Source organism: Streptomyces sp. NPDC107522, from assembly GCF_055657525.1.
In genome coordinates this window covers 342,628-357,418 of record NZ_JBVKAU010000001.1, presented here as the reverse complement: position 1 = coordinate 357,418, position 14,791 = coordinate 342,628, and the positions used below count along the sequence as shown (strand labels likewise).

10 protein-coding genes and 1 pseudogene are annotated in these 14,791 nt (G+C 71.0%); 1 reads left to right on the top strand and 10 read right to left on the bottom strand.

All coding sequences use genetic code 11. The features are described from left to right. Positions 1-206: 206 nt before the first annotated feature. The 10 genes and pseudogenes from ACZ7L6_RS01575 to ACZ7L6_RS01530 all read right to left on the bottom strand — a co-directional run. A pseudogene (locus ACZ7L6_RS01575) lies at positions 207-824 on the bottom strand (SCO3242 family prenyltransferase); the annotation flags it as partial. A gap of 206 nt (positions 825-1,030) precedes the next feature. Then, the gene (locus ACZ7L6_RS01570; protein ID WP_471919919.1) at positions 1,031-2,197 is read right to left on the bottom strand and encodes an inositol-3-phosphate synthase; all 1,167 of its coding nucleotides are present in this window, start codon (positions 2,195-2,197) and stop codon (positions 1,031-1,033) included. Between the two features lie 112 nt (positions 2,198-2,309). Then, complete coding sequence (locus ACZ7L6_RS01565) at positions 2,310-3,707, bottom strand: ThuA domain-containing protein (protein ID WP_471920583.1); 1,398 nt, start codon at positions 3,705-3,707, stop codon at positions 2,310-2,312. A gap of 21 nt (positions 3,708-3,728) precedes the next feature. Continuing rightward, on the bottom strand, positions 3,729-6,251 hold the full coding sequence (locus ACZ7L6_RS01560; protein WP_471919918.1) for a PQQ-dependent sugar dehydrogenase: 2,523 nt from the start codon (positions 6,249-6,251) through the stop codon (positions 3,729-3,731). A gap of 123 nt (positions 6,252-6,374) precedes the next feature. Beyond that, positions 6,375-7,373, bottom strand: coding sequence for a sugar phosphate isomerase/epimerase family protein (locus ACZ7L6_RS01555; protein WP_471919917.1), 999 nt, complete (start codon positions 7,371-7,373; stop codon positions 6,375-6,377). A 34-nt stretch (positions 7,374-7,407) separates the two neighbouring features. Next, positions 7,408-8,619 carry a Gfo/Idh/MocA family protein gene (locus ACZ7L6_RS01550; protein WP_471919916.1) on the bottom strand — a complete coding sequence of 404 codons (1,212 nt, stop codon included), beginning with the start codon at positions 8,617-8,619 and terminating at the stop codon, positions 7,408-7,410. Between the two features lie 55 nt (positions 8,620-8,674). Next, positions 8,675-9,712: a substrate-binding domain-containing protein gene (locus tag ACZ7L6_RS01545; protein WP_471919915.1), complete on the bottom strand. Its 1,038-nt coding sequence runs from the start codon at positions 9,710-9,712 to the stop codon at positions 8,675-8,677. Between the two features lie 17 nt (positions 9,713-9,729). After that, complete coding sequence (locus ACZ7L6_RS01540) at positions 9,730-10,749, bottom strand: ABC transporter permease (protein ID WP_471919914.1); 1,020 nt, start codon at positions 10,747-10,749, stop codon at positions 9,730-9,732. Continuing rightward, entirely contained in the window at positions 10,746-12,266 is a 1,521-nt protein-coding gene (locus ACZ7L6_RS01535; RefSeq protein WP_471919913.1) for a sugar ABC transporter ATP-binding protein, read from the bottom strand. Before ACZ7L6_RS01535 ends, ACZ7L6_RS01540 begins: the two co-directional genes overlap by 4 nt. A 134-nt stretch (positions 12,267-12,400) precedes the next feature. After that, on the bottom strand, positions 12,401-13,582 hold the full coding sequence (locus tag ACZ7L6_RS01530; RefSeq protein WP_471920582.1) for an ROK family transcriptional regulator: 1,182 nt from the start codon (positions 13,580-13,582) through the stop codon (positions 12,401-12,403). A 292-nt stretch (positions 13,583-13,874) separates the two neighbouring features. Here ACZ7L6_RS01530 and ACZ7L6_RS01525 point away from each other — a divergent pair, with 292 nt between their 5' ends. Then, complete coding sequence (locus ACZ7L6_RS01525; protein WP_471919912.1) at positions 13,875-14,696, top strand: NAD(P)H-binding protein; 822 nt, start codon at positions 13,875-13,877, stop codon at positions 14,694-14,696. The last annotated feature ends 95 nt before the right edge of the window (positions 14,697-14,791 follow it).

The following is a 14,791-nucleotide window of genomic DNA, read 5'->3' as shown; positions in this document are numbered from 1 at the left end:
CGCAACCGTCGCTGAGCGGGCGCGGTCGCGGGAACGGAGGTCGGGCGTACGGCTGCGCTTTCCGGCACCTCGACGCCGGCCGCGCTCGGCCGGGCCCCCCTCAGCCGGGCCGCCCTCCCGCTCGCACCCCGGCGGCGAGCGCTTGCGTAGGTGGTCCCGTCAGGTTGGGCGCCCCGGCGGACTTCGATGGCTGCTTGCCGGTCTGGAGCCGCTCGGCGATCGCCTGGCGCCAGGGGCCGGGTGGTGGGGCGACGTGCCAGCAGGCGGCCCAGCAGGACCGTGGTGGCCAGGGCCGCGAGGGGGACCAGGGGTGAACCGCCCTGCGTCTCTTGGCGGGACACCGTGGTGACCGCGAGGGTGTGGGTGCCGAGCAGGGCGGCGGACGGGAGCGCCTCGCGGGTGTGGCCGGTGGTGGCCGCGGCGCCGAGGAGGAGATCCAGGGCGCGGGCCGTGGCCATGGCTGCGGGGCCGGCTGGGGTGTGCTTCAGGGTGAGGTCGTAGGCCCAGACGGTGGCGGCGAGCGGCACGGCGACCTTGAGAGCGGGGCGGCCGGCGCGGGCTGCGAGGGCCAGGCCCGCGCCGGTCAGGGCGCAGGCCGCGGTGAGGGCGGCGGCGGGGCGGATGCGGCCGGACGGGAGGGGGCGGTGGGGGCGCTCCGCGGCGTCCTCCTCGTGGTCCGCCCAGTCGTTGAGGGCCATGCCGGCCTCGTACAGGCAGAGGGAGGAACCGATGGCGAACAGGGTGCGGGAGTTGGGGTGCGCGGCGGTCGCGGCGGCGCCGGCCAAGGCGTCACCGGGGACGGTGAACAGGGCGGGTAGGCGCAGGAGTTCGGCCCAGGCGAGGGCATGGTCACGGGGCGCTGACCAGGCATGTGCAGGATCACGGCGCGCTGCCCAAGCGCGTGCCGGATCACGGCGCCCTGTCCAGGCGCGTGCGGGATCACGAGGCGCTGACCAGGCCCGTGCCCTGTTGGGGGGCGCTTCGGTCGCGCCGACGGTCGGTGACGTGCTGCGGAGCTCCCGGCGCCCTTTCACTGCCGCTCCTCGTCAGCACGCGAGCCCGGTGCGGCTTCTTCGAGGCGGGCAGCCGTCAGGTGTCCGGCGAATCCTGTCAGTGCCGCGTACTGCTCTCCCAGCGCCGCCGGCCCGTCCCCCACCGGATCCTTGAAGTAGAAGCCCAGTTCACTGAGCGGTCCGGACAGGCCGGCCTCATGGGCGCGTGCCGTCAGGCGCGCGAGGTCGAGGACGAGCGGTGCCGCGAGGGACGAGTCGCAGCCCTGCCAGATGGTCTGGAGGATCATGCGGGTGCCGAGGAAGCCGTCGAAGGCGATGTGGTCCCAGGCGGTCTTCCAGTCGCCGAGGGCGGGGACGTCGTCGATGTGGACCTCGCCTTCGGGCACCTCGCCCAGCACGTCCGCCAGCGCCCTCTCCTTGCCGGCGTTCTTGGCCGCCGCGGCGGCCGGGTCGGCCAGGGAGGCGCCGTCGCCGCCGCCGAGCAGATTCGTGCCGGACCAGGCGCGGACCGTCAGCGCTCGTTGGGTGAACATCGGGCCCAGGACCGAGCGGAGCAGTGTCTGCCCCGTCTTGCCGTCGCGGCCCGCGTACGGCAGGCCGCTTGCTGTCGCCATGGCCGTCAGTGCGGGGTGGTGCAGTCCGGTCGACGGGGTGAAGTTCACGTACGGGCAGCCCGCGCGCAGGGCGGCCGCCGCGTACAGGGAGCTCGGGGGCAGCGCATCGCCGGTGGGGGCCGGTTCCGTGGAAGCCACGTTCACCACCACCGCTCGCGCGAGCCCGTGCCGGCGTACGAAGTCCCGTATGTCCTCCGCGAAAGCAGCGATCAGTTCCGTTTCGCTCCTCGTGTCCCCGGCGAGCGGGCCGCCGGGCCTGATCTCCTCGTCGGCAGCGGTCAGTTCGGCGTGTACGGCCGCGGGAAGTCCAGCCGGCAGCACGCCACCCGCGGCCAGCGCCTCCGCGCGTTTGGGCAGCGGACAGTCCAGTGTGTCGTGGCCGCCGAAGACGAGGGACGACAAGGCGGGCAGGCCGGATTCGGCGAACACCGGCGTCTCGGCGACCATTCCCGTCGGCGGGTGCAGGCCGGCGGTCACGGCGGCGCATCCGGCGACGACCGTCGTGGCGACGGAGCCGCGCGCCCCGATCAGCCAGACGCCGACACGCGGTGGAGAAACGGACGCGGACATGGGCGACCTCCTTGTCGAACGCGTCGTGGGCAGACACCGACCGGGGGAAAGGCGGACCCCGGGCGGGAAAAAGACGGCGGGCGGGAGTCCGGCGTCCCCCGCCCGCCGCCGCTCAGTCGCCCTGCGAAGCCATGAGTCCGGCGGAGTCGGCGGACTCTGCGGACTTCGAGGGCAGTTCCTTGATCCGGATGTCACGGAAGGACACCTCGTCGTCGGCTCCGTGGTTCTGGATGCCGATGTGTCCGTCGGTGAGGCTCCGGGCCGGGTCGGTGTTGGTGAAATCGTTGATCTTCACGCCGTTGAGATAGACGCGGAGGCGTTCGCCCTCCACGCGGATCTCGTACGTGTTCCACTCCCCCGGCGGGTTCAGCGCCAGGTCGCGCTTCTTGAGGTCGGCGGACTTGAAGCCGTACACGGCCCCGGTGGTGCGGTCGGGGGCGTCGGTCGCGTCGATCTGGATCTCGTAGCCGTTGTTGACGGCCGACCACGGGTCGTCCGAGGGCGGGAAGCCCACGAACACCCCCGAGTTGTCGTCGCCGGCCATCTTCCAGTCGAGCTTCAGGGAGTACGACGCGAAGCCCGACCCGGCGTACCAGAGCATCCCCATGCCGCCGGTCGACCTGAGCGTGCCGTCGTCGGACAGGGTGAAGGAGCCCGGGCCCGCCTGCCGCCAGTCCTCCAGCGAGGCCTGTGTGCCGTCGAAGAGCGGACGGTAGCCGTTCTCCGGTCGGCAGTCGGCCTGGGCGTCGCCGATGGCCCAGCGGATTCCGCCGAGCAGGTGCTGACGGAACAGGGGCTCGGCGTAGGACTCCTTGGTGTGGCCGCCCCCGGTGTAAAAGGCGCGGCCGCCCTGGTAGTTCTGGCACCAGGCGATGGGATGGTCGCCGTTCATGGTGCCGCCGGTGTACGAGGACTCGTCGAGGGAGGCGAGGACGTGAGCCCTCTCCCGTGGATTGGAGCGGTAGTTGTACCACTCGTCCGTGCGGTTCCACGTCTCGGCGAGACCCGAGGTCGCCGGGTGGGCGTGGTCCTCGACGTCCACGGTCGCCGGCTGGATCGCCGGGTGCGACTGGAAGTAGGCGCCGGCGAGGCCGCCGTAGAACGCCCAGTCGTACTCGGTGTCGGCGGCGGCGTGGATGCCGACGTAGCCTCCGCCGCGCCGGATGTAGCCCTCGAAGGCCGTCTGCTGAGCCGCGTTCAGGACGTCTCCGGTCGTGGACAGGAAGACGACCGCGGCGTAGCGGCGCAGGTTGGCGGCGGTGAAGGCCGTGGCGTCCTCCGTCGCGTCGACCGTGAAGCCGCCCGTCTCGCCGAGTTGTTTCACCGCGGCGACGCCGTCCGGGATCGAGTCGTGGCGGAAGCCGGCCGTCTTGGAGAAGACCAGCACCCGCTTGACGTCGTCCCGGGCCCGGGAATCCTCCGACGCCTGTGACGCGGCCGGTCCCGAGACGCAGCCCAGGAGTACGGCGGCTCCCACAACTGCCGTGGTCAGTCGTCCGGTTGGATGCATCCGCATGGTCCGTCCCTCCTCTCAGCCCGTCGTGAAGGTGAAGTCGTCCACGTCGTACAGGGCGCCCGAGCCGCTGCCCTTGAAGACGAGGTAGAGCGTGGTCGTGCCCCTGGGCGCGCGGGACAGGTCGGCGGTGACGTCCTGGAAGGTCTCCCAGCCGCCGGTCACCGGCACGGTCGCCTTGCCGAGCAGGGTGCCCGTCGAGGACCCCGCACGGACCTCGAGCGTGCCGCCCGCGCCGCCGGAGGAGATGCGTGCGGTGATCTTCTTCGCGTTGCTCAGGGCGTACGGCGTGAAGGAGATCCAGTCGCCGTTGTTGATGTCGCCGACCGTCCGGCCGCCGTGCGCCGTGTCCTTGGTGATGACGGAGACGCCGGAGCCGTTGCCGAAGTGCTCGGCCTGGCGGTGCTTGGGCTGGGTGACGTTCTGGTCGTGCGTGGTGAGCGGGGCCTGGCCGCCGCCTCCACCGTCGGTGTACTCGGCGTCCATGACGCCGAAGATGTTGGCGTCCTCGTCGTGGCCGCCGTCGGCGCTGGTCTGGATGGTGCCGGTGCAGCCGTTGGCGGAGGTCACCGGGTGGCCGTGGCTGTCGTGGCCGAGGATGAAGGTGACCTTGACCTTGGAGCAGTCGATCGCCGAGCCGTCCTCCGGGTCGGTGACCTTCACCTTGAACGGGATCGCGTCACCGAAGCTGAACAGCTGCCCGTCCTGCGGGAGTTCGAGCGTCACCTTGGGCGCGGTGTTGCCGACCACGATCTGCACGCTCGCGCTGCCGGTGCGGCCCGACGGGTCCCTGACGGTCAGGGTCGCTGTGTAGGTGCCGTTCTTCTTGTAGCGGTACGCCGGGTCGGCCGCCGTCGACTTGCCGCCGTCGCCGAAGTCCCAACTGTAGGTGAGGGCGTCGCCGTCCTGGTCGGTCGTGCCCTCCGAGGAGAACTGGACCCTCAGCGGCGCCTGTCCCGAGGTCCTGCTCGCCGTGGCCTGCGCGACCGGCGAGTGGCCGTCGGTGGCGTTCTCGATGCGGTACAGGGCCGAGTGCTCGTCGCCGCCGAACCAGGAGACTCCGTAGTCGAGGACGTACAGCGCGCCGTCCGGGCCGAAGGCCATGTCCATGACCTGGGTTCCGGTCCACGGGACATTGTTGATCGACTGGACGGTCCCGGCGTCGTCGCTCACGATCCGCTTGATCCAGCGGCGGCCGAACTCCCCGGCGAAGAAGTCCCCGTCGTAGGCCTCGGGGAACTTCACCGGCGAGTCGAGCGAGGCGTCGTAGTGGTAGACCGGGCCGCCCATCGGCGACTCCGAACCGGTGCCGAACTCGGGCACGGATCCGCCGTCGTACGGGATCCAGGCGGGCTGGGCCGGAGGCAGGTCGGTCAGGCCGGTGTTGTGCGGCGAGGTGTTCTTCGGCGCGGCGCAGTCGAAGGCCGAGCCGGACTGGCCGGTCCCGAAGTCGTAGTCGACGTAGGCGTCGTTGTCGCCGGTGCAGTACGGCCATCCGAAGTTGCCGGGGCCGGTGACGCGGGCGAACTCGACCTGGCCGGCCGGGCCGCGCGCCGGGTCGGCGGCGCCTGCGTCGGGGCCGTAGTCGCCGACGTAGAGGATCCCGGTCTTCTTGTCGACGCTGAAGCGGAACGGGTTGCGGAAGCCCATGGCGTAGATCTCGGGGCGGGTCTTGTCGGTGCCGGGCGCGAAGAGGTTGCCGTCCGGGATCGAGTAGGAGCCGTCGGCGTTCACCTTGATGCGCAGGATCTTGCCGCGCAGGTCGTTGGTGTTGCCGGAGGAACGCTGGGCGTCGAAGGCCGGGTTGCGGTTGGAGCGCTCGTCGATCGGGGTGAAGCCGTCCGACTGGAACGGGTTGGTGTCGTCGCCCGTCGAGAGATACAGGTTGCCCGCCGCGTCGAAGTCGATGTCACCGCCGACATGGCAGCACAGGCCGCGGGAGGCGGGGATGTCGATGATCTTCGTCTCGCTGGCCGCATCGAGCGTGCCGTCGGCCTTCAGGACGAAGCGGGAGAGGCGGTTGACGCCGTCGAAGGGCGCGAAGTCGGCGGCCGTTCCGGTCTCGGGGGCGTCGCCGGCCGGGGTGTTGAGCGGAGGCGCGTAGTAGAGGTAGATGAAACGGTTCGCCGAGAAGTTCGGGTCGACCCCGACGCCCTGGAGTCCCTCCTCGTCGTGCGAGTAGACGGCCAGTTTGCCGGCGAGCTTCGTGTTCCCCGCCGCGTCGGTGAGACGGAGTTCGCCGTCGCGGGAGGTGTGCAGGACCGAGCGGTCCGGGAGGACGGCGAGCGACATGGGCTCGCCGACCTCCGGTTCGCCCTTGGCGAGGGTGACCTGCTGGAAGTCCTCCGCCGCGGCGGCCTCGGCGGCAGCCGCGGCGCTCCCCTCGTCGGCGACGGCTGCGCCGGCCTGGGGTGCGGTGAAGGTGAGGGTGGCGCCCGCCAGCAGGGCGCCGCTCAGCAGCGCCACCGCTTTGCGGAAGGACGGGCGTCGTCTGTGGGTCTCGTTTCTGTCGGTGCTGGTGGTGCGGTCGTTCCCGTGCACGAGTGCCTCCAGAAAGGGGCCGGTTGTACGGGCGGGTGCGAACGCCGGGATGCGCCGTCATCCCGGAGAGCGAAGGCAGAGCTCGACGAGCCCTGGGTACGGCTCAGTTGCCCTCGGAACAGGTCAGTTGCCGAACGCCGCGTCGAAGGAGGCCGTCGGCGGCTCGAAGTCGTACGCCTTGAGGCGGGTCAAGGCCTCCGGGGCGCCCTGGAGCCGGTCCATGCCGGCGTCCTCCCACTCCACGGAGATCGGGCCCTGGTAGCCGATGGAGCGCAGCATCCGGAAGACGTCCTCCCAGGGGACGTCGCCGTGCCCGGCCGACACGAAGTCCCAGCCGCGGCGTGGGTCGCCCCAGGGCAGGTGGGAGCCGAGGCGGCCGTTGCGGCCGTCGAGGCGTTTGCGGGCCTCCTTGCAGTCGACGTGGTAGATGCGGTCGCGGAAGTCCCAGAGGAAGCCGACCGGGTCGAGGTCCTGCCACACGAAGTGCGAAGGGTCGAAGTTCAGACCGAAGGCGGGACGGTTCCCCACGGCCTGCAGCGCCCGCTGGGTCGTCCAGTAGTCGTACGCGATCTCGCTCGGATGGACCTCGTGCGCGAACCGCACACCCTGCGCGTCGAAGACGTCGAGGATCGGGTTCCAGCGCTCGGCGAAGTCCTCGTAGCCGCGTTCGATCATCGACTCGGGCGCGGGCGGGAACATCGCGACCAGATGCCAGATGGCGGAGCCGGTGAAGCCGATCACCGTGTCGACGCCGAAGGCGGCCGCGGCACGTGCCGTGTCCTTCATACGGTCCGCCGCGCGTCGCCGGACCCCCTCCGGCTCTCCGTCGCCCCACACCTCGCCCGGCAGGATCGCCTGGTGGCGTTCGTCGATGATGGCGTCGCAGACGGCCTGGCCGACCAGGTGGTTGGAGATGGCCCAGCACTTGAGGCCGTACTTGTCGAGGAGCTGATGCCGGGACTCCACGTACGAGGGATCGCTCAGCGCCTTGTCGACCTCGAAATGGTCGCCCCAGCAGGCGAGTTCGAGTCCGTCGTAGCCGAAGTCGCGGGCGAGCCGGCAGACCTCCTCCAGCGGCAGGTCGGCCCACTGGCCGGTGAACAGCGTGAACGTACGCGGCATGCGCGTCAGCCTCCTCAGGCCGCTATCGGGTGTGTCAGACCGCTATCGGGGTGTAGACGGAGTTCTTCTCGGCGCTCTCCTCCACCGCCGCCAGGACGCGCTGCACCTGCAGCCCGTCGGCGAAGGAGGGTTCGGGCTGCTTGCCCTCCGCGACGGCGTGGACCAGGTCGCGGGCCTGGTGGACGAAGGTGTGCTCGTAGCCGAGGCCGTGGCCCGGGGGCCACCAGGCATCCAGGTAGGGGTGGTCGGGTTCGGTGACGAGGATGCGGCGGAAGCCGGCGTGCGCTCCGGGCTCCGTGCCGTCGTGGTAGTCGAGCTCGTTGAGGCGCTCCAGGTCGAAGGCCAGCGAGCCACGTTCACCGTTGAGTTCGATGCACAGGGCGTTCTTGCGGCCGGTGGCGTAGCGGGTGGCCTCGAAGGAGGCGAGGGCGCCGGAGGGGAAGCGGGCCGTGAACAGGGCGGCGTCGTCGACGGTGACCTGCCCAATGCCGGCGGCCGACACGGCGGACAGCCCGCTCGTGGCGCCGGTGGGCAGGGGCCGCTGACGTACGAAGGTCTCCGTGAGCGCCGAGACGCCCGCCAGCCGCTCCCCCACCAGGTACTGCGCGAGGTCGACGATGTGCGCGCCCAGGTCACCGAGCGATCCCGAACCGGCCTGCTCCTTGCGCAGCCGCCAGGTCAGCGGGAATTCCGGGTCGACGAGCCAGTCCTGGAGGTACGTCACCCGAACGTGCCGCAGCGCGCCCAGGCGGCCCTCCGCGACCATCCGGCGGGCCAGAGCGGTGGCCGGCACCCGGCGGTAGTTGAAGCCGACCATGGCCACCTGGCCCCGCGCGTACGCCTCCTCGGCGGCCCGCGCCATCGACGTGGCCTCCTCGACCGTGTTGGCGAGCGGCTTCTCGCACAGGACGTGCTTGCCGGCGGCCAGGGCGGCGAGGGCGATCTCGGCGTGGCTGTCGCCGGGGGTGCAGATGTCGACGAGGTCGACGTCGTCCCGTTCGACGAGGGCACGCCAGTCGGTCTCGACGGACGCCCAGCCGTGCCGGTCGGCCGCCCCCTGTACGGCCGACCGGTCCCGGCCGCAGATCACGGCCTGCACGGGGTTCAGCGGCAGGTCGAAGACGCGGCCCGCGGTGCGCCAGCCCTGGGAGTGGGCGGCGCCCATGAAGGCGTAGCCCACCATCCCCACGCGCAGGGGTGGCTTGCCTGCCTCGGTCCCTTCCGACTGCTGCTGCGGCTGTCCCATGTGGGATTCCTCCTCGTCCTGGTCGGGGTGGCGCACGTGGGGGGTGCGGGTGGAATCACTTGAAGCCGGTGGACATGTACTGGTCGACGTTGGTCTTGTCGACGACGGCTGAGTAGAGCGTGATCGAGGCCGGGATCTCGAACTCGGCCATGCCGCCGACGCCCTTGCCCTGGCCCAGCGCACGGGCCAGGTCGATGGCGGAGGCGGCCATGGTCGGCGGGTACAGGACGGTGGCCTTGAGGACGCCGTCGTCCTGCTTGATGGCCTGGAAGGCGGACAGGGCGCCCGCGCCGCCGACCATCAGGAAGTCGTCGCGCCCCGCCTGCTCGATGGCGCGCAGCGCGCCCACGCCCTGGTCGTCGTCGTGGTTCCACAGCGCGTCGAACTTCGACTGCGCCTGCAGGAGCTGGGCCATCTTGGCCTGCCCGGACTCGACCGTGAACTCGGCCGCCTGGCGGGCCACCTTCTTGATGTTGGGGTAGTTCTTCAGCGCGTCGTCGAAGCCCTGGGTGCGCTGCTTGGTCAGCTCCAGGTTGTCCAGGCCGGCGAGCTCGATGACGCGGGCGTTCGACTTGCCCTTGAGCTTCTCGCCTATGTAGTGGCCGGCGTTCAGGCCCATCCCGTAGTTGTCGCCGCCGATCCAGCAGCGGTACGCCTGCGGGGTGTTGAAGATCCGGTCCAGGTTGATCACCGGGATCCGGGCCCTCATCGCCTTCAGGCCGACCTGCGTGAGTGCCTTGCCGTCGGCGGGCAGCACCACCAGCACGTCGACCTTCTTGTTGATCAGCGTCTCGATCTGGCCGATCTGCGCGGCGGTGTCGTTGGAGCCCTCCGTGATCTCCAGCGTCACGTCGGAGTACTTCTTCGCCCGGCTCTTGGCATTGTCGTTGATCGCGTTGAGCCAGCCGTGGTCGGCCTGCGGTCCGGCGAAGCCGATGGTGACCGGCTTGCCGGACTTGTCGTCGGCGGCGGGCTGGTCGTTGGCGGCCGGTTCGTCCTTGGACTCGTTGCTCGTGCAACCCGTGAGGAGGGCGCCCGCTCCTATGGCGGCGGTACCGAAGAGCAGCCCTCTGCGACTGGTGAGCTCTGACATGGCGGTGAACCCTTTCCTCAGGTCGTGCTCGCGGTACGGCGCTGGACCAGCACGGCGGCGACGATGATCGCGCCCTTGGCGATCTGCTGGACGTCGCTCTGCAGGTTGTTCAGGGCGAATATGTTGGTGATCGTGGTGAAGATCAGGACGCCGAGCACGGAGCCGGTGATGGTGCCGCGGCCCCCGCTGAGCAACGTGCCGCCGATGATCGCGGCGGCGATGGCGTCGAGCTCGTAGAGGTTGCCGTTGGTGTTCTGGCCGGAGCCGGACAGGATGATCAGCAGGAAGGCGGCGATGCCGCAGCACAGCCCGGACAGCAGGTAGAGGTACAGCCGCTGGCGGCGGACGTCGATGCCGGCGAGCCGGGCCGCCTCCGCGTTGCCGCCGACGGCGACCGTGCGGCGCCCGAAGGTGGTGCGGTTCAGGATCAGCCAGCCGATGATCGTCACGACCGCGAACACCATGACCAGCGGCGGGACACCGAGCACGTACGCGTCGCGCTCGCCGAGGTCCAGCACCGAGGGCACGGTGACGATCTGCGTCTTGCCGTCGGTGATCTGCAGCGCCAGTCCGCGGGCGGAGGCCAGCATGGCGAGCGTGGCGATGAACGGCACCATCGCGCCGTACGCGATCAGCATGCCGTTGACCAGTCCGCATCCCACGCCGACGATCACCGCCGTGAAGAGGATTCCGCCGAAGCCGTACTCCTGGGTCGCGACCGTCGTCGCCCACACCGAGGCCAGCGCGACGATCGCGCCGACGGAGAGGTCGATGCCGCCGGAGATGATGACGAAGGTCATGCCGACGGTGACGACGCCGATCACGGAGGCCTGGGTGAGGACCAGTTGGAGGTTGCGGGTGTCCAGGAACTGGTCCGGCTTGGTGATGCCGCCGATGAGGATCAGCGCGGCGAGGACGCCGAGCAGGGAGAGGGTGCGCACGTCGGCGCGGGCCATCAGGCCACGCCAGGCGGGCGCCGCTCCGGCCGACGGCACCTTGCCGGTGCTGTCCCGGGGCGGGGAGGCGTGCTGCGTCATGACGCCGGGCTTCCTTCCATGACGAGGTCGAGTACACGGTGTTCGTCGAGTTCGCGGGCGGGTGCGGTGTGGACGACGCGGCCTTCGCGGAGCACCAGCACGCGGTCGGCGAGGCCCAGCACTTCGGGCACTTCGCTGGAGACGAGCAGTACGGCGAGGCCTTCGTCGGCCAGTCGGCGGACGACCGCATACAGTTCGGCGCGAGCGCCCACGTCGACGCCGCGGGTGGGTTCGTCGAGCAGCAGGACGCGGCAGCCGCGCAGCAGCCAGCGGGCCAGGACGGCCTTCTGCTGGTTGCCGCCGGAGAGGGTGCGCACCGGTACGGAGGGGTTGTCGGGCCGCAGGGACAGCTCGCGGGTCGCCGCCCGGGCCGCTCTGAGCTCGGCGGCGCGGTCGATCCAACCGCCGCGGGAGAAGCGGGACATGGACGACACCGACACATTGCGGGTGACGGACTCCAGCATCAGCAGCGCCTGCGCCTTGCGCTCCTCGGGGGCGAGCCCGAGGCCGGCGCGGACGGCGGCGCGTACGCTGCCGGGCTTCAACTGCCGTCCGTCGACCAGCACCTGACCGGCTGTCGGCTTCCGTGCACCGTAGACAGTCTCCAGAATCTCGGACCGCCCCGAGCCCACGAGTCCGGCCAGCCCGACGATCTCGCCGGGCCGCACGGTCAGGTCGAAGGGCTCGAACTCGCCGTCCCGGGCGAGACCCCGGACCTCCAGCAACGGCTTCCCCGCCGGCGCATCCCCGGTCGGCCGCTCGGGGAAGACGTACTCCACATTGCGCCCCGTCATGAGCGCCACGACCTCGCGCGTCGGCGTCGTCTTCGCCGGCAGCCCGCCGGCCACGGCCCGCCCGTCCTTGAGCACCGTCACCCGGTCGCCGATGCGGCGGATCTCCTCCAGCCGGTGCGAGATGTAGACGACGGCGACGCCGTCGGCGGTGAGGTCGCCGACGATGCGGAAGAGGTTGTCGACCTCGTCCGGGTCGAGGGCGGCGGACGGCTCGTCCATCACGATGAGCCGTACGTCGTGGGAGAGCGCCCGTGCCATGGACACGATCTGCTGCTGCGCCGCCGACAACTCACCGACCAGGCGCGCCGGATCGATCTCCGGATGCCCGAGTCGCTTGAGCAGCTGCGCCGTTGAGGCTTTGGCCGTCTTTCCGCGTACGACGAAACCGGCGGCCGTGGGCTCATGGCCGAGGTGGACGTTCTCGGCCACCGACAGGTGCTCGACGAGGTCGAGTTCCTGGTAGATGGTGGCGATGCCCAGGCGCATCGCGGCGATCGGCGAGCGGAGGGTGACCTCCTCGCCGCGCCAGCGGATGGTGCCGGTGTCGGGCTGGTGGGCGCCGGCCAGGACCTTGATGAGGGTGGACTTGCCGGCGCCGTTCTGGCCGAGCAGGCAGTGCACTTCACCGGCCTGGACGTCGAGGTCGACGCCGTCGAGTGCGCGGACTCCGGGGAACGACTTGGTGATGCCGGACATGCTGAGCAGCGGTGGTTCTGGTGCCATGAGGGTCCCCTTGGCGGGCGTGCGGCCGGTTTCAGGGCAGGGCGGAGCAGAGTGCTGTGCGGAACTGGGTGCTGCGCGAGGCGGAGCGTCGTGCGGAGTGCTGTGCTGGAGAGCCGTGCGGAGTGGCTGGTGCCTTACGCGGGTGAGAACAGGTGGTCGCTGATCAGTCGGGCCGCGCCGATGACTCCGGCGGTGGGGCCCAACTCTCCGAGAACGATGGGCAGGTTGCCGGTCGCCAGGGGCAGCGACTGGCGGTAGACCTGGGTGCGGATGGCGGCGAGGAGGTTGTGGCCGAGGCCGGTCACCCCGCCGCCGATCACCACCAGGCCGGGGTTGAAGAAGCTGACGAGTCCGGCGATGACCTGCCCGACGCGGTTGCCGCCCTCGCGGATCAGGTCGAGGGCGGTGGCGTCACCCGCGGCGGCCGCGGCGGCGACGTCGACGGCGGTCAGGGTGCCGTTCGCCGCCAGCCGCGAGGCGAGTTCCTCCGACAGCCCCTGCTGGGCCGCCTCCACGGCGTCCCGGGCGAGGGCCGCCCCGCTGAAGTGGGCCTCCAGACAGCCCCGGTTGCCGCAGGCGCAGGGGCGGCCGTCGGGCACGGCCTGGATGTGCCCGATGTCGCCCGCGCTGCCGGTGACACCGCGGTGCACGTCACCGCCGGCGACGATGCCGCAGCCGATGCCGGTGCCGATCTTGACGCAGAGGAAGTCGCCCACGGAGCGTGCGACGCCCGCGTGCTGCTCCCCCATCGCCATGAGGTTCACGTCGTTGTCGACCATGACCGGGCAGCCGAGTTCCTGACTGAGCGCCTCCCGTACGGGGAAGCCGTCCCAGCCCGGCATGATCGGCGGAGCCACCGGTACGCCCTCGGGGAAGCGGACGGGGCCCGGGACGCCGATGCCGGCGCCGTCGTACCCCTCCGCGAGCCCGGAGGCCCTCAACTTCGCGGCCATGGACAGGACTTGCTCGAAGACCGCGACCGGGCCCTCGCGGACGTCCATGGGCTGGTTGAGGTGACCCAGGATCTCCAGTTCGGCGTTGGTGACGGCGACGTCGACCGAGGTCGCGCCGATGTCGACGCCGAGGAAGCGCAGCCCCGGGTTGAGCCGGATGTTGTGGGAGCGCCGGCCACCGCGCGAGGCGGCGAGTCCGTCGGCCACGACCAGGCCCGTCTCCAGCAGGCGGTCCACCTCCACGGCCAGCTTGGACCGTGAGAGGTCGATCTGATCGCCGAGCTGCGCCCGGGAGTTGGGCCCACCGTCGCGCAACAGCTTCAGCAGCCGGGCCTGATGGGCGTTCGCGGGTCGCGCCGTCATACGTCTCACGAGCCCCTCCCCGCCTCGATCGGCCTGTGCGCGCCGGGTTTCGGCCACTTCTGTGGCCTGCTTTCGAGGGGAACGTAGCAGCGGGCGCCGGGAGTGGGAAGAAGTTGCGCACAGATTGCCGTCAACTTTCTCCACTCACAGGACAAAGACCGGCTGTTTCCTGATGCTTGGCCCCCCGGCCCGGTGGGGCCCCTGGTGCCGTCGCCCCCCGGCCCCGCAGGATGGGCACGACGCCGGGGCCTGCCGCGGCCCGGCACGGGGAGAGGGGGACCGGGTGTTTCTGGTGACGGGTGCCACGGGGAACGTGGGTGCCGAACTCGTACGGGCTCTGGCGGAAGCAGAACAGCCCACGCGGGCGATGAGCCGCTCCGGCCGGACGGACGGACTGCCCCCGGGAGTGACGGCCGTGGCGGGCGACCTCAACCGACCGGAGACGGTCCGGGAGGCGCTCGACGGCGTACGCGCCATGTTCCTGATGCCCGGTTACGGCGGGCAACGGCAGATCCTGGCGGACGCGCGAGCGGCGGGAGTGGAACGGATCGTGCTGCTGTCCGGGAAGTCGGCGGGGACCGGCGACACGGGCAACGCGGTCGCGGGTTATCTGATCGACGCCGAGAACGCCGTACGCGAGTCGGGGCTGCCGTGGACGTCGGTGCGGCCGACGAGCTTCATGTCGAACGCACTCCAACTCGCCGACCAGATCAGCAAGGGCGACGAGGTGCGGGTGCCGTTCCCCGACGTCCGCACGGCCGACATCGACCCGCACGACATCGCACAGGTCGCCCTTCACGCCCTGCTCTCGGACGAGTACACGGGCCGGGCCCTCGAAGTGACCGGCCCCGAGGCGCTGTTGCCCGCCGACCGCGTCCGCATCCTCGGCGAGGCCCTGCACCGCGACCTGCGCACCGTCGGCCTCGCCCCCGAGGAGGCCCGCACCGAGTTGGAGGCCCGCATGCCCAAGCCGTACGTCGACGCCTTCTTCAGCTTCTTCGTCGACGGCACCCTGGACGAGTCGGAGATCCTGCCGACGGTGCGGGAGGTGACGGGCCGCGAGCCGCGCACGTTCGAACAGTGGGCTCGCGCACACGCTGACGCGTTCCAGTGACAGCTGAGGCCACGACCTCTGCCGGGCGAGCCGGCGGTGGCGTAAGGGGCGGTTCGATCGTCCCTGCGCGAACGCGGTGCAAAAGGGGCCGGTTG